The following is a 25,253-nucleotide window of genomic DNA, read 5'->3' on the forward strand; positions in this document are numbered from 1 at the left end:
CGGCGCCGCCACCATCCGGGGTGACCCTGAAAGAACCCTGAAGCGCCCCCGAAGAAACACTCCGGGGCGATCCGCCGTGCTTGGATTGAGGCATGAGCGCAAAGATGTACCGATCCCCGAACCGCATCATAGCGGGGGTGTGCGGCGGGCTGGCCGATCACCTTGGCGTGAGCGTGGCCCTGGTGCGCGGCGTCATGGTCGGTGCCAGCTTCTTCTTCGGGGCCGGGCTGGTCTTTTATGCCTGGCTGTGGCTGCTTGTTCCCATGGCGGGCGACGGCCAGGGGCCGGGGGCCCGAATGCTCGACGTCGACGGAAACCCCCGCCTCGCGCTGTTTCGCCCGGCCCCCGACGCCGTGCCTCCCGCGGAAGCGCCGCCCGGAACCCGGGCGGCAGGGGCGGCCGGGAGCGCCGCCCCCCGGCAGGGATGGTCGCCGGGACTGAAGGAAATCCTGATCGGCGGCGCGTTGATCATAGCGGCGGTGACCCTGCTGGATCGCCAGCTCGGTCTCAATGTCCCCTGGGAGACCGTCATTCCGCTGGCCGTCATCGCCGCCGGCGCCGTCCTGGCCTGGATGCAACTGGACCAGACCCGCCGGGTGGGGCTGATGAACGTGGCCCGGGCGGACACGCCGTTGTCCCTGCTGCGGTTTGGCGGGGGCATCATCCTGGTCATCGCCGGGGTCCTGATCATCGTGACCGGGACGGCGTCGTGGTCCCTGGTGTGGGCGTCGGTGGTCGCCTCCTCGGCCGTGCTGGCGGGCGTCGGGCTGGTCCTGGCACCCTGGGCGCTGAAATTTTGGCGCGAGTTCCAAGACGAACGGGCCGGGCGCATCCGTGAAGCGGAACGGGCCGAGATCGCCGCCCACCTTCATGACTCCGTCCTGCAGACGCTGGCGCTGATCCAGCGCCGCGCCGCCAGCCCCCAGGACGTCACGCGGCTCGCCCGCGCCCAGGAACGGGAACTGCGCGAATGGATCTACCAGGACGCCGGCCAAAACATGGGCCGGCTGGTGGCACGCATCAAGGCCGTCTGCGCCGAAATTGAAGACCAGTACGGGCAGGGCGTGGACGTGGTGACGGTGGGCGACGCCGAGCTGACGGACCGCAGCCAGGCGCTTGTCCAGGCCGCCCGCGAGGCGGTGCTTAACGGGGTTCGCCACGGCGGCACGGCCGTGTCCGTCTATCTGGAGGCCTCGGACCGGGGCACGGACGTGTTCGTCAAAGATCGGGGCGGCGGATTTGATGCCTCCGCCATCCCAACGGACCGGATGGGCGTGCGGGAGTCGGTCATTGGCCGGATGCAGCGCAACGGCGGTTCCGCTGAGATCATTAGCTCGGCGGACGGCACCGAGGTGCGCCTGCACCTGCCCAACCAAGCCCCCAATTACGAGGATGCGAAATGACGGAGCCAACCACTCCCATGCCCGGGCCATCCGGGCCCAGGGAGCCCATTCGCGTGGTGGTCGTGGACGACCACGCCATCTTCCGGTCCGGACTCAAGGCCGACCTGGACGCCGACATCCGCGTGCTGGCCGAGGCCGCCACGGTGGAGGAGGCGATCGCGCAGGTCACTGCGCACAGGCCCGACGTGGTACTGCTGGACGTGCACCTGCCCGGCGGACGCGGCCAGGGCGGCCGTGAGGTCATCGCCGGGTGCACGGCGCTGCTGGCCGACACCCGCTTCCTGGCGCTCAGCGTCTCGGACGCCGCCGAGGACGTGGTCTCCGTGATCCGGGCCGGGGCGCGCGGCTACGTCACGAAGTCGATCTCCGGGGCGGAAATATCCGACGCCGTCCGCCGGGTGGCCGGCGGGGACGCCGTCTTCTCCCCGCGGCTGGCCGGCTTTGTGCTGGACGCGTTTGGCACCGGCGAGGTGGCGGTGGAGGACGAATTGGACAAGCTCTCCGCCCGGGAACTTGAAGTCATGCGCCTGATCGCCCGCGGCTACTCCTACAAGGAGGTCGCCAAGGCGTTGTTCATCTCCATCAAGACCGTGGAAACGCACGTCTCCGCCGTCCTGCGCAAGCTCCAGCTGTCCTCCCGCCACGAGCTCACCCGCTGGGCCGCCGACCGCCGCCTGCTGTAGCTGGGTCCCGGCGTCTGCTGTTGGCGGGTGCCGGCGCCGGGACCGGYATTTYCTCGGCGACTTTCCGGCCCTCGGCCGCGRGCGGCCTCCGGCCTCCCTGACGTCGCCTACGRAAACACCGCACCCGCCGCCGGGACCGGCATTTTCTCGGCGACTTTCCAGCCCTCGGCCGCGGGCGGCCTCCGGCCTCCCTGACGTCGCCTGCGAAAACACCGCACCCGCCGTCGGCTGTTGGCGGGTGCCGGGCCCGATGACTACTTGGCGGTGCCCAGGAACTCCTGGAGCCTGCCCACGCCGACGGCGAGGTCGTCGTCGCCCAGCGCGTAGGAGAGGCGGATGAAGCCGCTGGGGCCGAACGCCTCCCCGGGAACCACGGCCACCTCGACCTTGTCCAGGATCAAGGCCGCCAGCTCCGCGGACGTGGTGGGCCGGGCGCCGGCCAGTTCACGCCCGAGCAGCCCGTGCACGTCGGCGTAGGCATAAAACGCGCCGTGGGGGGTGGGGCACTCGACTCCGTCGATGGCGTTCAGCCCGGCCACCATCGCCTTGCGGCGGCGGTCAAAGGCAACCTTCATCTCCGCCACGGCCGTGAGCGGGCCGGACACGGCCGCCAGCGCCGCCATCTGGGAGACGTTGGCCACGTTGGAGGTGGCGTGCGACTGCATGTTCGTGGCGGCCTTGATTACGTCCAGGGGGGCGATCATCCAGCCCACGCGCCAGCCGGTCATGGCATAGGTCTTGGCGACTCCGTTGAGCACCACCACCTTCTCGCCGAGTTCCGGCACGGCCGTGGCGATGGAGGTAAACGGCACGCCGTCGTAGGTGAGGTGTTCATAAATCTCGTCCGTGATCACCCACAGGCCCTTGGCTGCGGCCCAGAGACCGATTTCCCGGGTCTGTTCCGGGGTGTAAACGGCGCCGGTGGGGTTGGACGGGGAGACAAACAGCAAGATCTTGGTGCGCGGGGTAAGCGCGGCTTCCAGCTGGTCCACCGTGACCAGGTAGCCCTGCTCGGGGCCGGCAAAAACCTCCACCGGGACGCCGCCGGCCAGCCGGATGGCCTCCGGGTAGGTGGTCCAATACGGGGTGGGAAGGATGACCTCGTCGCCCGGGTCAAGCAGCGTGGCAAAGGACTCATACACGGCCTGCTTGCCGCCGTTGGTGACTAGGACCCGGGCCGCGTCCACTTCGTAGCCGGAATCCCGCAGCGTCTTGGCGGCAATGGCCGCCTTCAACTCGGGCAGGCCGCCGGCGGGGGAGTAGCGGTGGAAACGCGGCTGGCGGGCGGCCTCGATGGCCGCCTGGACGATGTAGTCCGGCGTCGGGAAATCAGGTTCGCCGGCGCCAAATCCGATGACCGGTCGGCCCGCGGCCTTCAGGGCCTTGGCCTTGGCGTCCACGGCCAAGGTGGCGGATTCGGCAATCGCGGCGATTCGGGCGGAAACGCGGCGGCCGGCGGCATTCGCAGCAGTCATTTCGGCGGGCATCAGGAATCTTTCGTCAGGAGTGGGCCTCATGGTGGTTGTCTCCTTCCACAATAGGGGCATCCCGGCGCCGGTTCGACGTAGCGCAAGGTATTGCGTAGAATGGATCACCGGTGCAAAAACGCCCATGGTGAAGCACGCCTTCAGGCCGGTTTGGTGAACGGTTCTTCCTGACGGTAGGTTATTCATGGCAATCCGCATCGCACGGGACTGTCAGCAGTTCCAAAGGGTAGTGGCGCAATTGGTAGCGCAGCGGTCTCCAAAACCGCAGGTTGCAGGTTCGAGTCCTGTCTGCCCTGCGCTTGGGCGTAGCGGGTTTGCTGCACGAAGTCTGTGCGGGCAGCCCCCATCCGTCCGGCGAACGATCAGCACCAGACACGGCTCGATCCCGGGTGCAGTGTTTATGAAGTTTGGCCAAGTTGGACCAACGATTTGATGAGCGAGGCACTGGTGACCGAAACTGCGGCAAGCCGCTCCAAGGGTACCCCTGCCAGGAAATCCTCCAAGCCCGGCGGCCCCGGGTTCTTTGGCCGGATTGCACTTTTCCTCCGCCAAGTCATTGGCGAGATGAAGAAGGTTGTCACACCCACTCGCAAAGAGTTGCTCAACTACACCGCTGTCGTGTTGGTATTCGTCGTCATCGTGATGGGTATTGTTACCGTCTTGGATTTGGGGTTCGGCAAGGCCGTGCTGTGGATCTTCGGCGGATCGGCAAACTTGGAGCAGTAGGCGCTCACCATCGGCCGACCCCGCTGCAGTCATGGCATGGGGTCGGTTTGAGCCATTTAAGAAACGCAAAAAGGAAAGCAGGAAATTCGTGTCTGAGCAGGAGCCCGAGGCAACTTACAGTGAGCAGGACCAGGACACTGTGGTTGCTGACGCTGCCATCAGTGCCGACCTTGATGCAGCCCTCCCCGCGAACGGCGCCGTAGCCGACGCAGCCGACGGCGATGCCGCCCTGGACGGCGAAGAGGCGGACGCAGCGGATGCCGCTGCCGACGTCGAACCCGCCGTTGACCCGGCCGAGGAATTCAAGGCCAAACTGCGCCGCCAGGAGGGTGACTGGTACGTCATCCACTCCTACGCCGGCTACGAGAACCGCGTCAAGGTCAATCTCGAGTCCCGCAGCCTGTCGCTGAACATGGAAGATTACATCTTCGAAATCCAGGTCCCGATGGAAGAAGTCGTCGAGATCAAGAACGCCCAGCGCAAGGTCGTCAACCGCGTCCGCATCCCCGGCTACGTCCTGGTGCGCATGGACCTGACCGACGCCTCCTGGGGCGTTGTGCGCCACACCCCCGGCGTCACCGGCTTTGTCGGCAACGCCCACAATCCGGTGCCGCTGCGCCTGGATGAGGTCTTCTCCATGCTGGCCCCCATTTTCGAGGAGCAGCAGGCCGAGGAAACCGGCATCCCGCTGCGCCACAATCCCGCGGACGCGGACATCGACTTCGAGGTCGGCGAGGCCGTCATCGTCAAGGACGGCCCCTTCGAGACCCTCTCCGCCACGATCTCCGAGATCAAGCCGGAAACCCAGCAGCTGGTGGTGCTGGTTTCCATCTTCGAACGCGAAACCCCCGTCACGCTTGCCTTCAACCAGGTCACCAAGATCTAGTTGACCCACTGATTTCGCTGCACGAGGAATTTGCTTAGTCCCCGCGCAGCGTTCGGCCGGACGCCATTCGGCCACCCACCGTGGACGCGCTCCGTCGTCCAGGGAAAGTTATTGAGAGAAGGACCCTACATTGGCTCCCAAGAAAAAGGTCACCGGCCTTATCAAGCTGCAGATCCAGGCAGGCGCCGCCAACCCGGCCCCGCCCATCGGTCCGGCACTTGGTCAGCACGGCGTGAACATCATGGAATTCTGCAAGGCGTACAACGCCGCCACGGAATCCCAACGTGGAAACGTCATCCCCGTTGAAATCACGGTCTACGAAGACCGTTCCTTCACCTTCATCACCAAGACCCCGCCGGCTGCAGAGCTCATCAAGAAGGCTGCAGGCGTCGCCAAGGGTTCAGCGACCCCGCACACCGTCAAGGTTGCCCAGCTGACCAAGGCGCAGGTCACCGAGATCGCCACCCAGAAGCTGGTGGACCTCAACGCCAACAACGTCGAGGCTGCCGAGAAGATCATCGCCGGCACCGCCCGCTCCATGGGCATCACCGTCGAGGCGTAGTTCCGCTTCCCGTTGGTCGAGCCTGTCGAGACCAACACCCGCCACACCGGCCGCCCTCCGGCGGAATCGCAGTGGCACCAACACAACATTAAGAACGGACGACGCTCAGCTCACCCAAGGTGTCTGGCGGCGTACGTAGTGGCAGGGCCCAGCGCGGTCCTAACGACCACAACTGCACAAGGAGAACAAGCAGCATGGCAAAGCGCAGTAAAGCATACGAGGCAGCACTGGCCAAGATCGATGCGGAGAAGGCATACGCACCGTTCGAGGCCATCCAGCTCGCCAAGGACACCAACCCGTCCAAGTTCGACGCCACCGTTGAGGTTGCCTTCCGCTTGGGTGTAGATCCTCGCAAGGCCGACCAGATGATCCGTGGCACGGTCATCCTGCCCCACGGCACCGGCAAGACCGCCCGCGTCCTCGTTTTCGCAACGGGTGAGCGCGCCGAGGCCGCCATCGCCGCCGGCGCCGACTTCGTTGGCACCGACGACCTGATCGAAAAGATCCAGGGCGGCTGGACCGACTTCGACGCCGCCGTTGCCACCCCGGACCTCATGGGCAAGGTGGGTCGCCTGGGCAAGGTCCTCGGTCCGCGCAACCTGATGCCGAACCCGAAGACCGGCACGGTGACCAACGATGTTGCCAAGGCCGTCAATGACATCAAGGGTGGCAAGATCGACTTCCGCGTCGACAAGCACGCCAACTTGCACTTCATCATCGGCAAGGTGTCCTTCGACGCCGTCAAGCTGGCGGAGAACTACGCGGCAGCGCTGGAAGAGGTGCTTCGCCTGAAGCCGTCCGCTTCCAAGGGCCGCTACCTGCAGAAGGCCACCGTGACCACCACGTTCGGCCCCGGCATCTCCGTGGACCCCGCCGTGACCAAGGTTCTCACCGAGGTCTAGGACCTCCGTCCCCAATGATTGACATGAGAGGGCCGGTGCAGCGAAACGCTGCGCCGGCCCTATTATTTTGTAAGGTTGACGGACAGCCGCACCGCCGCGGGCAACGGAAGTTCCCCGGGGCGGCGGCTCGAGAGTCGGGAACACGGAACAATGACTGACATTCGGATTGAACAACTGCGCGTCCCCGACTCCCTGGGGTCCAGTGCCTCCGCGGACTTCCTCCGGGCGGTGGAAGTCTCCCGCCAGGTGCGGATCCACACGTGGGGCAACGACGATCTCGCCTACACGGCCGAGGAGATGCTGGCCGCGTGCCACGACCCCTACGAGTGGTACGCCATTCTCGTCGCCCGCCTGGACGGAGTGATCGTAGGCCGGGCGGGCATGGCCATGCCGCTGGATGACCACACCGAGCTGGCCCACGTCACCCTGGACATCCTGCCCGAGGCCCAGGGGCACGGGCTGGGCCGGCGACTCTTGGAGGCCGCCGAGACGTTTGTGCGCGGCGAGAACCGAAAAGTGGTGATGGTCGAGACCAACCACGCTGCCGCCACCGTTGACGGTGCCGGCGTCGAACACCTGCCGGCGGCCAACGGAGTAGGCGGGTTGCCGCTGGACAATAGGGAAGCCCGGTTTGCGTACAGCGCCGGCTACCGGCTGGAGCAGGTGGAACAGTTCAGCTCCTGCCCGCTCCCGCTGGACCCGGCCGTGGCGGCCGCCTTGTCCGGCCGGGCCAGGGACGCACACGGCGGGGCCTACGCCGTGCACCAGTGGACGGACCGGTGCCCGGAGAAGTGGGCCGCCGACGTCGTCCGGCTGGAGGAGGGCGACGCAGCGACCGCAGACGGGTCTTGGGATGTGGCGCGCCTGCGCCAGACCGAGAAACTCGCGCAGCAAACCGGGCGGCATACCCTGGTCACGGCGGCCGAGTTCCTAGCCACCGGCACCCTGGTGGGCCTGACCTCGATTTCGGTTCTGGGCCACCGCGACGACGTCGTCTTCCAGGACGACACCCTCGTGGCGCCCGACCACCGCGGCCGCGAGCTGGAACTTCAAATCAAGGCGGCCAACCTGGAGCTGCTGGCCGCACAGTACCCGCAGTCCCGCACCGCCTACACCTGGAATGCGGCGGACAACACCGAGCTGCTCGACGTCAACAAGAGCCTGGGCTTTGTCGCCGCCGGCGTGACCGGGCAGTGGCAAAAGGAGTTCGACGCCGAGTCGTGACGCCGCGATTTGGAATCAACGCCGCCGATCTTGTACCCTAGAAGAACCAAAGACCGTTGGTCGATGGAAATCACCCCCTACGCAATCAGGTTCATCATGTCCTTGATCTCGTGGGGCCCGGGCGGTTTTCATCCGAAAGTCCTTCACGGGGCGGCCGGCGCAGGTGCACAAAGCTTATGAACAGTGTTGAACGTGGGTTGAAAACCCCGTGGGTCCGCTGTGAACTTACGCCCCGTACATCTGTGCGGGGCGTTTTGTTTGTCCTTAGCTTCCGCCCCGGCGGGACGTGGGAGGGACCGGAACGACCGGCATTAATTCCCGGAAGGAGGGTTATGGCAACGCCAACAAAGGTGGCCGCAGTTGCTGAAATCAAGCAAGATTTCGCTGACTCCACTGCAGCAGTCCTAACCGAATACCGTGGGCTCACCGTTGCCCAGCTCAAGGAGCTGCGCGTTTCTCTCGGCCAGGACACCAAGTTCTCGGTCGTCAAGAACACCCTGACTGCCATTGCGGCCAAGGAAGCCGGTGTTGACGCTTTCGAAGGGCAGCTCACCGGTCCCACYGCCATCGCGTTCATCAAGGGTGACGCTGTTGCGGCAGCCAAGAGCCTGACGGATTTTGCAAAAGCCAACAAGCAGCTGGTCATCAAGACCGGTCTGTTCGAAGGCAAGTCCCTGGATGCTTCCGAGGTTGCCGCCCTGGCAGCCCTCGAGTCGCGTGAATTCCAGCTGGCCAAGGTCGCCGGCATCCTCAAGGCTCCGATGGCCGCCGCTGCGCGCACCCTCGATGCCCTGCGTTTGAAGCTGGCCGAAGGCGCCCCTGCCGAAGAGGCTCCGGCCGCCGAGGCAGCCCCCGCTGAAGAGGCTCCGGCCGCCGAGGCAGCCCCCGCTGAAGAGGCTCCGGCCGCCGAGGCCTAGTCCTCATGGGGAAACCCTAGTTTCATCCTGGGTCCACGAGGACTTTAGGTTATTTGACCCGGCCTTTCGGCCAAGAACCAGAGAAGGAGCGCCACTCATGGCTAAGCTCTCCAACGACGAGCTCATTGAAGCTTTCAAGGAATTGACCATCATCGAGCTCTCCGAGTTCGTGAAGAAGTTTGAAGAGGTCTTCGAAGTTACCGCTGCTGCTGTTGCAGTTGCCGGCCCCGCCGGTGGCGGCGCCGCTGAAGCCGAGGAAGAGCAGACCGAATTCGACGTCATCCTCGAAGCTGCCGGCGAGAAGAAGATTGCAGTCATCAAGGAGGTGCGCTCCCTGACCTCCCTCGGACTGAAGGAAGCCAAGGACGTCGTTGACTCCGCCCCCAAGGCCGTCCTCGAAGGCGTCACCAAGGAAGCTGCCGAGAAGGCCAAGGAGGCCCTCGAGGCCGCCGGCGCCACCGTTACCCTCAAGTAACAACTCGCGTTTCACGGATTGCCCCGCACCGATACGGTGCGGGGCTTTCATGTGCCCGGAGCAGGAACGCTGCGGCCCCGCTTGTACGCTGCAGACCAACAGCGCTCAAGCGGCCCAACAGCGCTCAAGCGGCCCAACAGCGCTCAAGCGGCCGGGCAGCGCTCAAACCGCACAAAGGGGGGTACTCCGGTACCGAAATGTCGGCCACGGTGCGGGGCTTTCGTGTGTCCGGACCAGGAACGCTGCGGCCCCGCTTAAACGCTGCGGCCCAACAGCGCTCAAGCGGCCGGGCAGCGTCCAAGCCGGGCAACGCGGCTACTCCGGTACCGAAATGTCGGCCACGGTCCCGTCCAGCGCCGCGATGAGCGCATCCGCGGCCACGAACAGGGAGTAGCCGTGCTCGCCCGCCCCCATGGCGACCCGGCGCCCCACGATCGTGGAGTCCACGAACACGGGCCACGGCGTCGTGCTGCCCAGCGGCGTGATGGTGCCGCGCTCATAGCCGGTGGCGGCCAGGGCCACGTCCGCGGCCGGCAGCTGGAGCTTGTTCACGCCCACCGCGGCGCGCAGTTTGGGCCAGGAGATGGAGCGTCCGCCGGGGATCAGGGCGAACAGAAAGGTGTCGTCGCTGCGCTTGACCACCAGCGACTTGACGATGTCGGAGGGCTCGATGCCCATCAGCGCCGCCGCCTCCGCCAGGGAGTGCGCCGCAGGGCGGGCAAAGACGTCAATGGCGAGGCCGCGGGCGGCGGCGTCAGCCGCCACCCGCGCATGCCCGGTCGGCGCCGGTGCGCTCACTCGGCGTCCCGGAACAGCAGCAGCGCCTCACCCTGTCCGCCGCCGCCGCACAGTGAGACGGCGGCCTTGCCGCTGCCGCGCCGGTCGAGTTCGAACGCCGCGTGCAGGGCCAGCCGGGCCCCGGAGGTGCCGATGGGGTGGCCCAGGGCGATCGCGCCGCCGTGGATGTTGCACTTCTGAAGCGGATAGCCCAAGTCCCGCAGCGACTGGACCGCCACCGAGCCGAAGGCCTCGTTGATCTCGATGAAGTCCAACTCCTCGGTGCTCCACCCGGCCCTCTTCACGGCGCTTTGGATGGCGTGGGACGGCTGGGAGTGCAGGGAGTTGTCGGGTCCGGCGACCTGGCCGGGCGCCCCCACGACGGCCAGCCAGGGAAGGCCGTGCTTGTCCGCGTACGCGCGGCTGGTCAGCACCATGGCGGCGGCGCCGTCGGACAAGGGCGAGGAATTCCCGGCCGTGATGGCGCCGTCGGCCGAAAATGCCGGGCGCAGCGGGGCCAGGGTCTCCAGCGTGGTCTGGCCGCGCACTCCCTCGTCCTGCGTGAGGACCACCGGATCGCCCTTGCGCTGGGGCACCGCGACGGGGACGATTTCGCGGTCAAAGACCCCGGCCTCCATGGCCGCGGCCGCTCGCTGGTGCGACGCCGCGGCCACCTCGTCCTGGGCGGTGCGGCTGATGCTCAGGCGGAGGTTGCCGCGCTCGGTGGACAAGCCCATGGATTCGCCGTCAAAGGCGTCCGTCAAGCCGTCATGGGCGGCAACGTCCAGGGCCTGCACGGCCCCGTAGGTCCAGCCCTGGCGGGAGCCCGGGAGGATGTGGGGGGCGCGGGTCATGGACTCCTGGCCGCCGGCCACCACCACCTCGGCATCGCCGCTGCGGATCATCCGGGCGGCGTCGATGACGGCGGTCAACCCGGACAGGCACACCTTGTTGATGGTCACGGCCGGCACGTTCCAGCTGATCCCGGCGGCCACGGCACTCTGCCGGGCCGGGTTTTGGCCGGCGCCCGCCTGCAGGACGTGCCCCATGATGACGTAGTCGATGTCCGCGGCCGTGACGCCGGAGCGCTCCACGGCGGCGGCGATGGCCTTCCCTCCCAGTTCGACGGCGGTCAGGCTCGCCAACTGCCCGTTGAGCCGCCCCTGCGGGGTGCGCGCCCCTGTGAGGATTACCACATCATTCGCTTGAGTCGTCATGGCCGGGTGCTCCTTGCATCTTGGCACTGTCGGACACCGTTGACCGGCAGCGTTTCTATAAAACCTAACAGTAAAACCGGCCCGAAAAATTCCTGTCCGGGACGGGCCCCGGGCCCCGGGTGTGAGCGGGGCAACATTGGTACTTGCGCATTTGGGCGACGTGGGGTAGACACGCGCCCACTTCTACCTGTAGTGTAGTTCTTTGCGTATCCCTCTTAACCTTCAGCCTTCATATAGCGGTGGGCTTTGTCCGGAACAAGGGTTGGAACAGCGTGGGGAGTGGCGGCTTGGTTGCCGCGGATCCGCGCTTGACAGCAGCTTGACCGGCGTTCTTCCTGGTTTGATGACCAGCGGCGAATCGGGTGGGGGTTCGTAAGAACAAGCCTGCAGGTCTGTGGAAGGATCCCTCTTGGTCGCCTCGAGCACCTCTAATGTAACCAGCGCTAATGCAAACAGTGCTACAACCGCTATCGATTCCAACAGCACGGACGGTGCTAAGAGTCGCCTCTCATTCGCCAAGATTCACGAGCCGCTTGACGTGCCGAATCTGCTTGCCCTCCAAACCGAGAGCTTTGACTGGCTTGTCGGCAACGAGCGCTGGCAGGACCGCATGCAGGCCGCCGTGAGCGTTGGCGATGACAGCGTGGCCGTCACCTCCGGACTTTCCGACATCTTCGAAGAGATCTCCCCGATTGAGGACTTCCAGGGCACCATGTCCCTGTCCTTCACCGAGCCGGAGTTCGCCGACCCCAAGTTCACCGTGGACGAGTGCAAGGACCGCGACGCCACGTACGCCGCGCCGCTGTACGTCAAGGCGGAGTTCATGAACAACCTCACGGGTGAAATCAAGCAGCAGACCGTCTTCATGGGCGACTTCCCGCTGATGACGGACAAGGGCACGTTCGTCATCAACGGCACCGAGCGCGTCGTCGTGTCCCAGCTGGTCCGCTCCCCGGGCGCCTACTTTGAGCGCACCGCGGACAAGACCAGTGACAAGGAAATCTTCACCGCCAAGATCATCCCCTCCCGCGGGGCCTGGTTCGAGCTCGAGATCGACAAGCGCGACCAGGTCGGCGTCCGCCTTGACCGTAAGCGCAAGCAGTCGGTCACCGTCCTGCTCAAGGCCCTGGGCTGGACCGAAGGCCAGATCCTGGAGGAGTTCGGCGAGTTCGACTCCATCCGTGCCACGCTGGAAAAGGATGCCACCACCGGCCGCGAAGATGCCCTGCTGGACATCTACCGCAAGCTGCGCCCGGGCGAGCCGCCCACGGTCGACGCCGCCGACGCCCTGCTGCACAACCTGTACTTCAACTCCAAGCGCTACGACCTGGCCAAGGTTGGCCGGTACAAGATCAACCGCAAGCTCGGCATCGACCTGCCGCTGAGCAGCCCCGAGGCCTCCGTGCTCAGCGTCGATGACATCGTCGCCATGATCAAGTACCTGGTGACCCTGCACGCCGGCGGCAAGACCACCAAGGGCAAGCGCGACGGCGCCGAGGTCGACTTGCGCGTGGACGTGGACGACATCGACCACTTCGGCAACCGCCGCATCCGCGCCGTGGGCGAGCTCATCGAGAACCAGGTCCGCACCGGCCTCTCCCGCATGGAGCGCGTGGTCCGTGAGCGGATGACCACCCAGGACGTCGAGGCCATCACGCCGCAGACGCTGATCAACATCCGCCCCGTCGTGGCCGCGATCAAGGAGTTCTTCGGAACGTCCCAGCTGAGCCAGTTCATGGACCAGAACAACCCGCTGGCCGGCCTGACGCACAAGCGCCGCCTCTCCGCGCTGGGCCCGGGCGGTTTGTCCCGTGACCGCGCCGGCATGGAAGTTCGTGACGTTCACCCGTCCCACTACGGGCGCATGTGCCCCATTGAGACCCCTGAAGGCCCGAATATCGGCCTGATCGGTTCGCTGGCCTCCTACGGGCGCATCAACCCGTTTGGTTTCATCGAGACCCCGTACCGTCGCGTCAAGGACGGCGTTGTCTCCGACGACGTCGACTACCTGACCGCCGACGACGAGGTGGACGTGGTGATCGCCCAGGCCAACGCGCCGCTGGACGACGCCAGCCGCTTCATCGAGGAAATGGTGCTGGTGCGTGAGCGTGGCGGTACCGGCGAGCCGGTGCTGATCCCGGCCGCCGAGGTCGAGTACATGGACGTCTCCCCGCGCCAGATGGTGTCCGTGGCCACCGCCCTGATCCCGTTCCTTGAGCACGACGACGCCAACCGCGCCCTGATGGGTGCGAACATGCAGCGCCAGGCCGTGCCGCTGGTCCAGTCCGAGGCCCCGTTTGTGGGCACCGGCATGGAGCGCGCAACGGCCGTTGACGCCGGTGACGTGGTCATCGCCAAGAAGGCCGGCGTTGTCTCGGAGGTTTCGGCGGACATCGTGGTGATGTTGAACGACGACGGCACCGAGACCAACTACCCGATCGCCAAGTACCAGCGCTCCAACCAGGGCACCGCGTACAACCAGCGCGTCCTGGCCTCCGAGGGCCAGCGCCTGGAAGTCGGCGGCATCATCGCCGACGGTCCGGCAACGGACATGGGCGAGCTTGCCCTGGGCAAGAACCTGCTGGTGGCCTTCATGTCCTGGGAAGGGCACAACTACGAGGACGCGATCATCCTCTCGCAGCGCATCGTTGCCGAGGACGTCCTCTCCTCCATCCACATCGAAGAGCATGAGATTGACGCCCGCGACACCAAGCTCGGTGCCGAGGAGATCACCCGGGACATCCCGAACGTCTCCGAGGAAATCCTGGCCGGCCTGGACGAGCGCGGCATCATCCACATCGGCGCCGAGGTTGAGGCCGGGGACATCCTGGTCGGCAAGGTCACCCCGAAGGGTGAAACCGAGCTGACCCCGGAGGAGCGCCTGCTGCGGGCCATCTTCGGGGAGAAGAGCCGCGAAGTTCGCGACACCTCCTTGAAGGTTCCCCACGGCGAGTCCGGCACCGTCATCGGCGTGCGCGTCTTTGATCGCGACTCCGACGACGACCTGCCCCCCGGCGTGAACCAGCTGGTTCGCGTGTACGTGGCCAACAAGCGCAAGATCACCGACGGCGACAAGCTGGCCGGGCGCCACGGCAACAAGGGCGTCATCTCCAAGATCCTCCCGATCGAGGACATGCCGTTTTTGGCCGACGGAACCCCCGTCGACATCGTCCTGAACCCGCTGGGCGTGCCGGGGCGCATGAACGTGGGCCAGGTGCTCGAAACCCACCTGGGCTGGGTCGCCAAGACCGGCTGGAAGATCGAGGGCGAACCCGAATGGGTGGCGAAGCTGCCGAACCTGCCGCGTGAAATCGGCCAGACCAAGGTTGCCACCCCCGTGTTCGACGGCGCCCTGGAGGCCGAGATCACCGGCCTGCTGGACTCCACGAACCTCACCCGCGACGGTGAGCGCCTGATCGACTCCTCCGGCAAGACGCGCCTCTTCGACGGCCGCTCCGGCGAGCCGTTCCCGGACCCGGTCTCGGTGGGCTACATGTACATCTTGAAGCTTCACCACCTGGTGGACGACAAGATTCACGCCCGCTCCACGGGCCCGTACTCCATGATCACCCAGCAGCCCTTGGGCGGTAAGGCCCAGTTCGGTGGCCAGCGCTTTGGTGAGATGGAAGTCTGGGCCCTGGAGGCCTATGGTGCCGCGTACACGCTGCAGGAGCTGCTGACCATAAAGTCCGATGACATCCACGGCCGCGTGAAGGTCTACGAGGCCATTGTCAAGGGCGAGAACATCCCGGAGCCGGGCATCCCCGAATCCTTCAAGGTGCTCATCAAGGAAATGCAGTCGCTGTGCCTGAACGTGGAAGTGCTTTCCACCGATGGGACCACGATTGAGATGCGTGACTCGGATGAAGAAGTCTTCCGGGCCGCGGAGGAGCTGGGCATCGACCTCTCACGAGCCGAGCCGAACTCCGTCGAAGAAGTTTAGCGAGCCTTTCGGCGGCACCTCGCCGTGCCGCCGAAAGTCCCTTCTTCTTTCCGTACCCGCCTAGACATTCAGACTTTAGAGAATTAGAGAGAACAGGACCCATATGTCCAGCGAATCCTCCTTCGGCCTCATGCAGATCGGCCTGGCCACCGCGGCCGACATCCGCGACTGGTCTCACGGCGAAGTCAAGAAGCCGGAAACCATCAACTACCGCACGCTCAAGCCCGAAAAGGACGGCCTCTTCTGCGAGAAGATCTTCGGCCCGTCCCGCGACTGGGAATGCTACTGCGGCAAATACAAGCGCGTGCGCTTCAAGGGCATCATCTGCGAGCGGTGCGGCGTGGAGGTCACCCGCGCCAAGGTCCGCCGCGAGCGGATGGGCCACATCGAGCTCGCCGCCCCCGTCACGCACATCTGGTACTTCAAGGGCGTTCCGTCGCGCTTGGGCTACCTGCTGGACCTGGCGCCGAAGGACCTCGAGAAGGTCATCTACTTCGCCGCCTACATGATCACCAGCGTTGACGACGAGGCCCGCCACGCCGAGCTGCCGAACCTCCAGATCGAGCACGACCTGGAGAAGAAGCGCATGGTTGACACGCGCGACTCCGACATTGCCACGATCGCCCGCGACCTGGAAAACGAGATCGCGCGCCTCGAAGGCGAAGGCGCCAAGGCGGCCGACAAGAAGAAGGCCCGCGACTCCGCGGACCGCCAGATGGCCAATGTGCGCAAGCGCGCCGACGCCGACATCGACCGCCTCGAGCAGGTTTGGGACCGTTTCAAGGGTCTGAAGGTTGCCGACCTCGAGGGCGATGAGGCGCTGTACCGTGAACTGCGTGACCGTTACGGCATGTTCTTTGAGGGCTCCATGGGTGCCGAGGCGATCAAGAAGCGCCTGGAAACCTTTGACATGGCCGGTGAAGCGGAGATCCTGCGCGACATCATCCAAAACGGCAAGGGCCAGCGCAAGACGCGTGCCCTCAAGCGCCTGAAGGTTGTCAACGCGTTCCTGACCACCAACAACAGCCCGCTGGGCATGGTCCTGGATGCCGTCCCGGTGATCCCGCCGGAACTGCGCCCGATGGTCCAGCTCGACGGCGGCCGTTTCGCCACGTCCGACCTCAACGACCTGTACCGCCGGGTGATCAACCGCAACAACCGGCTCAAGCGCCTGCTTGACCTGGGTGCCCCGGAGATCATCGTCAACAACGAAAAGCGGATGCTCCAGGAGGCCGTTGACTCGCTGTTCGACAACGGCCGCCGCGGCCGTCCCGTCACCGGGCCGGGCAACCGTCCCTTGAAGTCGCTCTCGGACATGCTCAAGGGCAAGCAGGGCCGGTTCCGCCAGAACCTGCTCGGAAAGCGTGTTGACTACTCGGGCCGTTCGGTCATCGTGGTTGGCCCGCAGCTGAAGCTGCACCAGTGTGGCCTGCCCAAGCAGATGGCCCTGGAGCTCTTCAAGCCGTTCGTGATGAAGCGCCTGGTGGACCTCAACCACGCCCAGAACATCAAGAGCGCCAAGCGGATGGTCGAGCGTTTCCGTCCGCAGGTGTGGGACGTGCTCGAAGAGATCATCACCGAACACCCGGTGCTGCTCAACCGTGCACCAACCCTGCACCGTTTGGGCATCCAGGCGTTCGAGCCGCAGCTCGTTGAAGGCAAGGCCATCCAGCTTCACCCGCTGGTTTGTGGCGCCTTCAACGCCGACTTCGACGGCGACCAGATGGCAGTGCACCTGCCGCTGAGCCCCGAGGCCCAGGCTGAAGCCCGCATCCTGATGCTGTCCTCGAACAACATCTTGAAGCCTTCCGACGGCCGCCCGGTCACCCTGCCCTCGCAGGATATGATCATCGGCCTGTACCACTTGACCACCAAGCGCGTTGGCGCCATCGGTGAGGGCCGGATCTTCTCCACCCCCGCCGAGGCGATCATGGCGCACGACGCCGGTGCGCTGCACCTGAACTCGCAGGTCAAGATCCGCTTGACGGGCTTTGTGCCGAACGCCGAGTGGGAGGCCCCCGAGGGTTGGGAGCCCGGCCAGCCGGCCATCGTGGCCACGTCCCTGGGACAGGTCATCTTCAATGAGACCCTGCCCGCGGACTACCCGTGGGTGGAAAAGGTAGCCGACAAGGGCCAGCTCTCCGAGATTGTCAACGACCTCGCCGAGCGGTACCCGAAGGTTGTGGTGGCGGCAACGCTGGACAACTTGAAGGATGCCGGTTTCTACTGGGCCACCCGCTCCGGGATCACCGTGGCCATCTCGGACATCAAGGTGCCCGACGCCAAGCCGGCCATCCTGGAAGGCTACGAGAAGAAGGCCGCCAAGGTGCAGTCCCAGTTCGACATGGGCATGATGGCGGACGAGGAACGCCGCCAGGACCTGATCGACATCTGGAACCAGGCCACGAACGAGATCGCCGAGGCCATGCGCGCCTCCTTCTCCGCCTCCAACACCATTAACCGGATGGTTTCCTCCGGTGCCCGTGGTAACTGGATGCAGGTTCGCCAGATTGCCGGTATCCGCGGCCTGGTGGCGAACCCGAAGGGTGAAATCATTCCCCGTCCGATCAAGTCCTCCTACCGCGAGGGCCTGTCGGTGCTGGAATACTTCATCGCCACGCACGGCGCCCGCAAGGGCCTGGCCGACACCGCGCTGCGTACCGCCAACTCGGGTTATTTGACCCGTCGCCTGGTGGACGTCTCGCAGGACGTGATCGTCCGCGAGGACGACTGCGGCACCGAGCGGGGCCTGACCCTGCCGATCGCCGTCGTCGACTCCATGGGCGAGCTGCACCTGCACGAGGAGGTCGAGAACAGCGTGTACGCGCGCACCCTGGCCACCGAGGTGCTCGACGCCAACGGCAAGGTGCTGGCCGAGGCCGGCGCCGACGTCGGGGACGTGCTCATTGCCGAACTGTTTGCGGCCGGCATTGCCGAGATCAAGGTCCGCTCCGTGCTCACCTGTGAGTCCACGGTGGGAACCTGCGCCCTGTGCTACGGCCGTTCGCTGGCCACCGGCAAGACCGTGGACATTGGTGAGGCCGTGGGCATCATCGCCGCACAGTCCATTGGTGAGCCCGGCACGCAGCTGACCATGCGTACCTTCCACACCGGTGGTGCCGTTTCGGCGAGCCGCGGCGAGGACATCACCCAGGGTCTGCCCCGTATCCAGGAGCTCTTTGAGGCCCGTACGCCCAAGGGTGTCGCACCGATCGCGGAAGCGGCCGGACGCATCAACATTGATGAGTCCGAGCGCACGCTGCGGTTGATCCTGACCCCGGACGACGGAACCGAGGAGATCGCCTACCCGGTCCTGCGCCGTGCGCGTCTGCTGGTGGTTGACGGCGAACACGTTGAGGTTGGCCAGAAGCTGGTGGTGGGTGCCGTCGATCCGAAGCAGGTGCTGCGCATCCTGGGCCCGCGTGCCGCCCAGAAGCACCTCGTTGAGGAAGTCCAGGGCGTCTACCGCAGCCAGGGCGTGGGCATCCACGACAAGCACGTGGAGGTCATCGTCCGCCAGATGCTCCGGCGCGTGACGGTCATCGAGTCCGGCGACTCGAACCTGTTGCCCGGCGAGCTGGCCGAGCGCGGCCGCTTCGAGACGGAAAACCGTCGCGTTGTGTCCGAGGGCAAGAAGCCGGCCTCGGGCCGCAACGAGCTCATGGGCATCACCAAGGCCTCCCTGGCCACCGAGTCCTGGCTCTCCGCCGCGTCCTTCCAGGAGACCACCCGCGTGCTGACGCAGGCGGCCATGGAAGGCAAGTCGGACCCCCTGTTGGGCCTGAAGGAGAACGTGATCATCGGTAAGCTGATCCCGGCGGGCACGGGTCTGCCGCGCTACACCAACGTCACGGTCGAGCCGACCGAGGAAGCCAAGGCGAACCTGTTCACGGGTCCGAGCGCGTTCAGCGACTTTGACTACGTGGGCGGCGTGGGCGACCTGGGGGCCGAGTTCCGGGCCATCCCCTTGGATGACTACGACCTGGGCAACAACTTCAGCAACTGATCCCCACGCCCCCGGGCGTAGGGAACGGTTCGACGGCGGTGACGCACCTCTCCAGGGTGCGTCACCGCCGTCGGGCGTTAACCCCAAAAAGGGGCAGCCGCTAGCCGGAGTAGTCCCCGCGCTTCCACTTCTCCCAGTCCCACGTGGCCAGGAACTTCCGGCCGCTGCTCATGCCCCGGGTGTACATGTCCGTCTTGGCCGCCGGGCTGAGCCGGAAGTCGGTGGAGCGGTAGGGGGAGGTGTCCACGAAGATGGTGCGCGAGGCCGCCTGGGGATCGTTGACGTAGGCCCTGTCGTGGGCGCCCATCATGGTGCTCAGCAGTGACTTGGCCAGCTCAAGGTTGGAGTTGTCCGGCCGCCAGTCCTCGCTGCGGATCATCGACTGGCCGGAGAGCTTCACCCCGAGGGTCGGCCAGCGGGAGGGCAGGCCGTCGTGCCGGTCGAAGATGGACATGGGGTAGTTGGAGAGCAGCCCGCCGTCGGCGCACACGATGTGGTCGTGGCCGGTCGCGGCGGAATCGGTGGAGATTTTCCAGGGCCGGAAGAAGAACGGGATGGACGCGGAGGCCCGGATGGCGTCCGCGACGTCCACGGTGTCCGGGTCCACGCCCAGCAGCGTCTCATAGTCCCAGGGCAGGCGCAGCATCAGGCCCCGGGAGATGTCCGAGACGATCACCACCAGCCTGTAGCGCTGGGCTGGGGGCAGGGCGCTGTCGGGATCATCGTCGCGCAGGTCCGCCCACGTGTGGACACCCTGTGCGGCGAGGGTCTCCTTGAGCCACTCATGGAGGAAGCCGCCGGCATACAGGCCCTCGTGCAGGAGCAGCCCGGCCGCCCGGCCGAGGCCGGGGACGTGGGCCAGGAACCCGGCCTCGTCCTCAAAATTGGAAAAGTCGAGGTCGTCCATGATGCCCTTCACCTGGTCCGTGGACATGCCCGCGGCCAGGAAGCCGGCAACGATGGCCCCCGCCGAGGTCCCCGCTATCCGGTGAAAGGTGTACGGGTCGCCGTGGCCGGCCAGTGCGCTCACGGCACCCACCAGGCTGGATCCCTTGACCCCGCCGCCCTCAAGCACCAAATCAGCATCAGCCATGATGAATCCCGTCCGTGCCGCGCGTGCGGGTGGCTGGGGACCGCCCGCACGCGGGACTAGATTGAGCGTGCGCCCGCCGGGCGGCGGTGTCAAGGGGCCCGGCCGCGGCCGGATGCTTTGATTCGTGGTCCGGGTCGCGGCCGTGATAGAGTCGAGAGTAATTGTTAGTGTGGCAGTGGATAAGAGTGTGCGCTTCACCCCAATCGGGCGGGAAGTGGATGCGGGTCCGGGTTGTACGGTTCTTGTACAGCGAATGCCACATTTTTGCATGCCTAGGCGCTGTGAAGTCGCCCAGTCTGCGACTACCAGTAAACGGCCTGTCCCCATGGCCGGCGACGTGACGCCCAGGCGCCCCGGACGGCGGCGGCGGGGAGAAGCAACACGAGAATCCTCTCGAGAAAATAACGGAGAACACGAAAGTGCCTACGATTCAGCAGCTGGTCCGGAAGGGCCGCTCACCCAAGGTCTCGAAGACCAAGGCTCCCGCATTGAAGGGCAGCCCCATGCGTCGCGGCGTTTGCACGCGCGTTTACACGACCACCCCGAAGAAGCCGAACTCGGCCCTGCGCAAGGTTGCCCGCGTGCGCCTCAACGGCGGCGTGGAAGTGACCGCTTACATCCCCGGTGTTGGCCACAACCTTCAGGAGCACTCCATCGTGCTCGTTCGCGGAGGCCGTGTGAAGGACCTTCCCGGCGTTCGGTACAAGATTGTCCGCGGCGCATTGGATACCCAGGGCGTTAAGAACCGCAAGCAGGCTCGCAGCCGCTACGGTGCGAAGATGGAGAAGAAGTAATATGCCTCGCAAGGGTCCGGCCCCGAAGCGGCCGCTAGTTGTAGATCCCGTTTACGGCTCCCCGTTGGTCACGCAGCTGATCAACAAGGTGCTGGTGGACGGCAAGAAGTCCACCGCGGAGCGCATCGTCTACGGCGCACTCGAGGGTGTGCGTGAGAAGACCGGCGGCGATCCCGTTGCCGCCCTGAAGAAGGCCATGGATAACATCAAGCCGAGCCTTGAGGTGAAGTCCCGCCGTGTTGGTGGCGCCACCTACCAGGTTCCGGTTGAGGTCAAGCCGGGTCGCCAGACTGCACTGGCCCTGCGCTGGTTGGTTGGTTACTCCAAGGCCCGCCGCGAGAAGACCATGACCGAGCGCCTTCGGAACGAGGTACTGGATGCGTCCAACGGTCTCGGTGCCGCTGTCAAGCGTCGCGAAGACACCCACAAGATGGCCGAGTCCAACAAGGCCTTCGCCCATTACCGTTGGTAACAAGAGCTTGATGGGGCTTTCGGCGGCAAAACCGCCGAAAGTCCCCCAGCTCTCCTTAGATAGGGAGTAACCGTGGCACAGGACGTGCTTACCGACCTTAACAAGGTCCGCAACATCGGCATCATGGCCCACATTGATGCCGGCAAGACCACTACTACTGAGCGCATCCTCTTCTACACGGGTGTGAACCACAAGCTCGGCGAAACGCACGACGGTGCCTCGACGACCGACTGGATGGACCAGGAAAAAGAACGCGGCATCACGATCACCTCTGCCGCCGTGACCTGTTTCTGGGACAAGAACCAGATCAACATCATTGACACCCCCGGCCACGTTGACTTCACGGTGGAAGTTGAGCGCTCCTTGCGTGTGCTCGACGGCGCCGTTGCCGTCTTTGACGGCAAGGAAGGCGTGGAGCCGCAGTCCGAGACCGTCTGGCGCCAGGCCGACAAGTACAACGTTCCGCGCATCTGCTTTGTCAACAAGATGGACAAGCTCGGCGCCGACTTCTACTTCACCGTGGACACCATCATCAACCGCCTCGGCGCCAAGCCGCTGGTCATGCAGCTGCCGATCGGTTCCGAGAGCGAGTTCATCGGCGTCGTGGACCTGATGACCATGAAGGCGTTTGTCTGGGCCGGCGACTCCAAGGGTGATGTCACCATGGGCGCCAACTACGAGGTCCAGGAAATCCCCGCGGAGCTGGCGGCCAAGGCCGAAGAGTACCGTGCCGCCATGGTGGAAGCCGCGGCGGAGGCTTCCGAAGAGCTCATGGAGAAGTACCTCGAAGGCATCGAGCCTTCCGTTGCCGAGCTCAAGGCCGGCATCCGCAAGCTGACCGTCAACTCCGAGATCTACCCGGTGTTCTGTGGTTCCGCGTTCAAGAACCGCGGCGTTCAGCCGATGCTTGACGCCGTCATCGACTACCTGCCCTCGCCGCTGGACGTCGAGGCCATGATTGGTCACGACCCCAAGGACGAGACCGTTGAGCTCACGCGCAAGCCTTCCGAGGACGAGCCGTTCTCGGCCCTGGCCTTCAAGATCGCCGCGCACCCGTTCTTTGGCCAGTTGAACTTCATCCGCGTGTACTCCGGCAAGGCATCTTCGGGTACGCAGCTGCTGAACTCGACGAAGCAGAAGAAGGAGCGCATTGGCAAGCTCTTCCAGATGCACGCCAACAAGGAAAYGCCCGTCGATGAGATCCACGCCGGTCACATCTACGCGGTCATTGGCCTCAAGGACACCACTACCGGTGACACCCTGTGCGACCCGGCCAACCCGATCGTCCTTGAATCGATGACCTTCCCCGAGCCCGTGATCTTCGTCGCCATTGAGCCCAAGACCAAGGGTGACCAGGAGAAGCTCTCAACGGCCATCCAGAAACTCTCCGCTGAGGACCCGACGTTCACCGTCAACCTCAACGAAGACACCGGCCAGACGGAAATTGGCGGCATGGGCGAGCTTCACCTGGACATCCTGGTGGACCGCATGCGCCGCGAATTCAACGTTGAAGCCAACGTTGGCAAGCCGCAGGTCGCATACCGCGAGACCATCAAGCGCGCGGTTGCCAAGCACGACTACACGCACAAGAAGCAGACCGGTGGTTCGGGTCAGTTCGCAAAGATCCAGATTGCGATCGAACCGCTGGACACGCATGAAGGTGCAATGTACGAGTTCGAAAACAAGGTCACCGGTGGCCGTGTTCCGCGCGAATACATCCCCAGCGTTGACCAGGGCATCCAGTCCGCACTGCCCGACGGCGTGCTGGCCGGCTACCCGATGGTCGGCATCAAGGCGACGCTCCTTGACGGCGCGTCCCACGACGTTGACTCCTCCGAGATGGCCTTCAAGATCGCCGGTCGCATGGCGTTCAAGGAAGCCGCCCGGATGGCGAACCCGGTTCTGCTGGAACCGCTGATGGATGTTGAGGTCCGCACCCCTGAGGAATACATGGGTGAGGTTATTGGCGACATCAACTCCCGTCGCGGCCAGATGCAGTCCATGGAGGATGCCAGCGGTGTCAAGGTCATTCGTGCCCTTGTGCCCCTGTCCGGCATGTTCGGCTACATTGGTGACCTGCGGTCCAAGACCCAGGGTCGTGCCGTGTACTCGATGAAGTTCGACAGCTACGCTGAGGTCCCGAAGGCTGTTGCCGACGAGATCATCCAGAAGGCCCGCGGCGAATAGTCGCACCTGTGCCGCAGCCTGTCCCGGCTCCCTGCCGGGCCAGGCTGCGAACATATTGCAATTTCTTAAATATCAAAAGCCCCCAGTAGACTTACTTTGAATTTCGGCCACGAAAAGCGTTGMTGAAAGTAAGTCATCTGAAAAACGTTCTAGGAGGAACCCGTGGCGAAGGCAAAGTTCGAGCGGACTAAGCCGCACGTTAACATCGGCACCATCGGTCACGTAGACCATGGCAAGACGACGTTGACGGCTGCCATTTCCAAGGTACTGTACGACAAGTACCCGACACTCAATGAGCAGCGTGATTTCAGCTCCATCGACTCGGCTCCCGAGGAGAAGCAGCGCGGTATCACGATCAACATCTCCCACGTTGAGTACCAGACCGAGAAGCGCCACTACGCACACGTAGACGCCCCCGGTCACGCTGACTACATCAAGAACATGATCACCGGTGCCGCGCAGATGGACGGTGCCATCCTGGTGGTTGCCGCCACTGACGGTCCGATGGCCCAGACGCGCGAGCACGTTCTGCTGGCCCGCCAGGTTGGTGTTCCCTACCTGCTGGTCGCCCTGAACAAGTCCGACATGGTGGAGGACGAAGAGCTCCTGGACCTGGTGGAAATGGAAGTTCGTGAACTTCTCTCCTCCCAGGGCTTTGACGGTGACAACGCTCCCGTCGTGCGCGTTTCCGGCCTGAAGGCCCTGGAAGGCGATCCCGTATGGGTCAAGTCCGTTGAGGACCTGATGGATGCTGTGGACAACAACGTTCCGGACCCGATCCGCGACAAGGACAAGCCGTTCCTGATGCCGGTTGAAGATGTCTTCACCATCACCGGTCGCGGCACCGTTGTGACGGGCCGCGCCGAGCGTGGAACCCTGTCCATCAACTCCGAGGTCGAGATCGTCGGCATCCGTCCGGTCCAGAAGACCACGGTTACCGGTATCGAGATGTTCCACAAGCAGCTCGACGAGGCATGGGCCGGCGAGAACTGTGGTCTGCTGCTGCGCGGTATCAAGCGCGAAGACGTAGAGCGTGGCCAGGTCATCGTGAAGCCGGGTTCCATTACCCCGCACACGAACTTCGAGGCCAACGTCTACATCCTGGCGAAGGATGAGGGTGGGCGTCACAACCCGTTCTACTCCAACTACCGCCCGCAGTTCTACTTCCGCACCACGGATGTCACCGGCGTCATCACCCTGCCCGAGGGCACGGAAATGGTTATGCCTGGCGACAACACCGAAATGACCGTCGAGCTGATTCAGCCGATCGCCATGGAAGAGGGCCTCGGCTTCGCCATCCGCGAAGGCGGCCGCACCGTCGGTTCAGGTCGCGTTACCAAGATCATCAAGTAGCACACACGCTTGAGGTGAATCTGTAGGGAAGGTCCCCGGCTTCGGCCGGGGGCCTTCCTTTTTGGTTGCGCGGTGGGTGACATTGCTCACGGCCGGCCCCCGCCCCCGGGGCCGGTTGGCGTTTGCGCCCATAGTCGGGCATACTA

General features: G+C 64.9%; 19 protein-coding genes and 1 tRNA gene. 16 read left to right on the top strand and 4 right to left on the bottom strand.

The window, feature by feature from the left end; translation table 11 throughout:
- Positions 1-92 precede the first annotated feature (92 nt).
- Complete coding sequence (locus AB4Y80_RS03465; RefSeq protein WP_442211942.1) at positions 93-1,403, top strand: ATP-binding protein; 1,311 nt, start codon at positions 93-95, stop codon at positions 1,401-1,403.
- The gene (locus tag AB4Y80_RS03470; RefSeq protein WP_442211943.1) at positions 1,400-2,086 is read left to right on the top strand and encodes a LuxR C-terminal-related transcriptional regulator; all 687 of its coding nucleotides are present in this window, start codon (positions 1,400-1,402) and stop codon (positions 2,084-2,086) included. The genes AB4Y80_RS03465 and AB4Y80_RS03470 overlap by 4 nt, the downstream gene beginning before the upstream one ends.
- A 254-nt stretch (positions 2,087-2,340) precedes the next feature.
- On the opposite strand, the gene AB4Y80_RS03475 is transcribed toward AB4Y80_RS03470, so the two are convergent.
- A complete protein-coding gene (locus tag AB4Y80_RS03475; RefSeq protein WP_442212112.1) occupies positions 2,341-3,561 on the bottom strand; it encodes a pyridoxal phosphate-dependent aminotransferase in 1,221 nt (406 codons plus the stop codon).
- Positions 3,562-3,796: 235 nt separating this feature from the next.
- On the opposite strand from AB4Y80_RS03475, the gene AB4Y80_RS03480 reads away from it, so the two are divergent.
- The 8 genes from AB4Y80_RS03480 (at position 3,797) to rplL (ending at position 9,265) form a co-directional block, all read left to right on the top strand.
- A tRNA-Trp gene (locus tag AB4Y80_RS03480) sits at positions 3,797-3,869 on the top strand.
- A gap of 136 nt (positions 3,870-4,005) precedes the next feature.
- On the top strand, positions 4,006-4,299 hold the full coding sequence (gene secE / locus AB4Y80_RS03485) for a preprotein translocase subunit SecE (protein ID WP_442211944.1): 294 nt from the start codon (positions 4,006-4,008) through the stop codon (positions 4,297-4,299).
- Between the two features lie 88 nt (positions 4,300-4,387).
- Entirely contained in the window at positions 4,388-5,185 is a 798-nt protein-coding gene (nusG, locus tag AB4Y80_RS03490; RefSeq protein WP_442211945.1) for a transcription termination/antitermination protein NusG, read from the top strand.
- A 130-nt stretch (positions 5,186-5,315) separates the two neighbouring features.
- Positions 5,316-5,747, top strand: a complete 432-nt coding sequence (rplK, locus tag AB4Y80_RS03495; protein WP_442211947.1) for a 50S ribosomal protein L11 — start codon at positions 5,316-5,318, stop codon at positions 5,745-5,747.
- A 194-nt stretch (positions 5,748-5,941) separates the two neighbouring features.
- Positions 5,942-6,649, top strand: coding sequence for a 50S ribosomal protein L1 (gene rplA, locus AB4Y80_RS03500; RefSeq protein ID WP_442211948.1), 708 nt, complete (start codon positions 5,942-5,944; stop codon positions 6,647-6,649).
- 150 nt (positions 6,650-6,799) lie between these two features.
- Complete coding sequence (locus tag AB4Y80_RS03505) at positions 6,800-7,873, top strand: GNAT family N-acetyltransferase (RefSeq protein WP_442211949.1); 1,074 nt, start codon at positions 6,800-6,802, stop codon at positions 7,871-7,873.
- A 332-nt stretch (positions 7,874-8,205) separates the two neighbouring features.
- Positions 8,206-8,790, top strand: a complete 585-nt coding sequence (rplJ, locus tag AB4Y80_RS03510) for a 50S ribosomal protein L10 (protein ID WP_442211951.1) — start codon at positions 8,206-8,208, stop codon at positions 8,788-8,790.
- A gap of 97 nt (positions 8,791-8,887) precedes the next feature.
- Entirely contained in the window at positions 8,888-9,265 is a 378-nt protein-coding gene (rplL, locus tag AB4Y80_RS03515) for a 50S ribosomal protein L7/L12 (protein ID WP_442211952.1), read from the top strand.
- Between the two features lie 315 nt (positions 9,266-9,580).
- On the opposite strand, the gene AB4Y80_RS03520 is transcribed toward rplL, so the two are convergent.
- Together AB4Y80_RS03520 and AB4Y80_RS03525 are read right to left on the bottom strand one after the other, a co-directional pair.
- Positions 9,581-10,063, bottom strand: coding sequence for an aminoacyl-tRNA deacylase (locus tag AB4Y80_RS03520; RefSeq protein ID WP_442211953.1), 483 nt, complete (start codon positions 10,061-10,063; stop codon positions 9,581-9,583).
- Entirely contained in the window at positions 10,060-11,259 is a 1,200-nt protein-coding gene (locus AB4Y80_RS03525; RefSeq protein ID WP_442211954.1) for an acetyl-CoA C-acetyltransferase, read from the bottom strand. The genes AB4Y80_RS03520 and AB4Y80_RS03525 overlap by 4 nt, the downstream gene beginning before the upstream one ends.
- A 409-nt stretch (positions 11,260-11,668) precedes the next feature.
- Between AB4Y80_RS03525 and rpoB the strand changes: the two genes are divergently transcribed.
- Together rpoB and AB4Y80_RS03535 are read left to right on the top strand one after the other, a co-directional pair.
- Entirely contained in the window at positions 11,669-15,202 is a 3,534-nt protein-coding gene (rpoB, locus tag AB4Y80_RS03530; protein WP_442211955.1) for a DNA-directed RNA polymerase subunit beta, read from the top strand.
- 103 nt (positions 15,203-15,305) lie between these two features.
- Positions 15,306-19,208 carry a DNA-directed RNA polymerase subunit beta' gene (locus AB4Y80_RS03535; protein WP_442211956.1) on the top strand — a complete coding sequence of 1,301 codons (3,903 nt, stop codon included), beginning with the start codon at positions 15,306-15,308 and terminating at the stop codon, positions 19,206-19,208.
- A gap of 100 nt (positions 19,209-19,308) precedes the next feature.
- On the opposite strand, the gene AB4Y80_RS03540 is transcribed toward AB4Y80_RS03535, so the two are convergent.
- On the bottom strand, positions 19,309-20,301 hold the full coding sequence (locus tag AB4Y80_RS03540) for a patatin-like phospholipase family protein (RefSeq protein ID WP_442211957.1): 993 nt from the start codon (positions 20,299-20,301) through the stop codon (positions 19,309-19,311).
- A 419-nt stretch (positions 20,302-20,720) separates the two neighbouring features.
- Here AB4Y80_RS03540 and rpsL point away from each other — a divergent pair, with 419 nt between their 5' ends.
- The 4 genes from rpsL (at position 20,721) to tuf (ending at position 25,107) form a co-directional block, all read left to right on the top strand.
- Entirely contained in the window at positions 20,721-21,095 is a 375-nt protein-coding gene (gene rpsL / locus AB4Y80_RS03545; RefSeq protein WP_055239341.1) for a 30S ribosomal protein S12, read from the top strand.
- A 1-nt stretch (position 21,096) separates the two neighbouring features.
- A complete protein-coding gene (rpsG, locus tag AB4Y80_RS03550; protein ID WP_442211958.1) occupies positions 21,097-21,567 on the top strand; it encodes a 30S ribosomal protein S7 in 471 nt (156 codons plus the stop codon).
- Between the two features lie 72 nt (positions 21,568-21,639).
- Positions 21,640-23,754, top strand: coding sequence for an elongation factor G (gene fusA / locus AB4Y80_RS03555; RefSeq protein ID WP_442211959.1), 2,115 nt, complete (start codon positions 21,640-21,642; stop codon positions 23,752-23,754).
- A gap of 162 nt (positions 23,755-23,916) precedes the next feature.
- Positions 23,917-25,107 (top strand): elongation factor Tu, encoded by a 1,191-nt coding sequence (gene tuf, locus AB4Y80_RS03560; protein ID WP_442211960.1) that lies wholly within the window; start codon positions 23,917-23,919, stop codon positions 25,105-25,107.
- Positions 25,108-25,253: the final 146 nt, after the last annotated feature.

Source organism: Specibacter sp. RAF43, from assembly GCF_052114065.1.
GTDB lineage: Bacteria > Actinomycetota > Actinomycetes > Actinomycetales > Micrococcaceae > Specibacter.

Bases quoted from the DNA above. Each gene is read 5' to 3' on its own strand.
- AB4Y80_RS03465 (WP_442211942.1), top strand. From the start codon at position 93: ATGAGCGCAAAGATGTACCGATCCCCGAACCGCATCATAGCGGGGGTG.
- AB4Y80_RS03470 (WP_442211943.1), top strand. From the start codon at position 1,400: ATGACGGAGCCAACCACTCCCATGCCCGGGCCATCCGGGCCCAGGGAG.
- AB4Y80_RS03475 (WP_442212112.1), bottom strand. From the start codon at position 3,561: ATGACTGCTGCGAATGCCGCCGGCCGCCGCGTTTCCGCCCGAATCGCC.
- secE (WP_442211944.1), top strand. From the start codon at position 4,006: ATGAGCGAGGCACTGGTGACCGAAACTGCGGCAAGCCGCTCCAAGGGT.
- rplA (WP_442211948.1), top strand. From the start codon at position 5,942: ATGGCAAAGCGCAGTAAAGCATACGAGGCAGCACTGGCCAAGATCGAT.
- AB4Y80_RS03505 (WP_442211949.1), top strand. From the start codon at position 6,800: ATGACTGACATTCGGATTGAACAACTGCGCGTCCCCGACTCCCTGGGG.
- rplL (WP_442211952.1), top strand. From the start codon at position 8,888: ATGGCTAAGCTCTCCAACGACGAGCTCATTGAAGCTTTCAAGGAATTG.
- AB4Y80_RS03525 (WP_442211954.1), bottom strand. From the start codon at position 11,259: ATGACGACTCAAGCGAATGATGTGGTAATCCTCACAGGGGCGCGCACC.
- AB4Y80_RS03535 (WP_442211956.1), top strand. From the start codon at position 15,306: ATGTCCAGCGAATCCTCCTTCGGCCTCATGCAGATCGGCCTGGCCACC.
- AB4Y80_RS03540 (WP_442211957.1), bottom strand. From the start codon at position 20,301: ATGGCTGATGCTGATTTGGTGCTTGAGGGCGGCGGGGTCAAGGGATCC.
- rpsG (WP_442211958.1), top strand. From the start codon at position 21,097: ATGCCTCGCAAGGGTCCGGCCCCGAAGCGGCCGCTAGTTGTAGATCCC.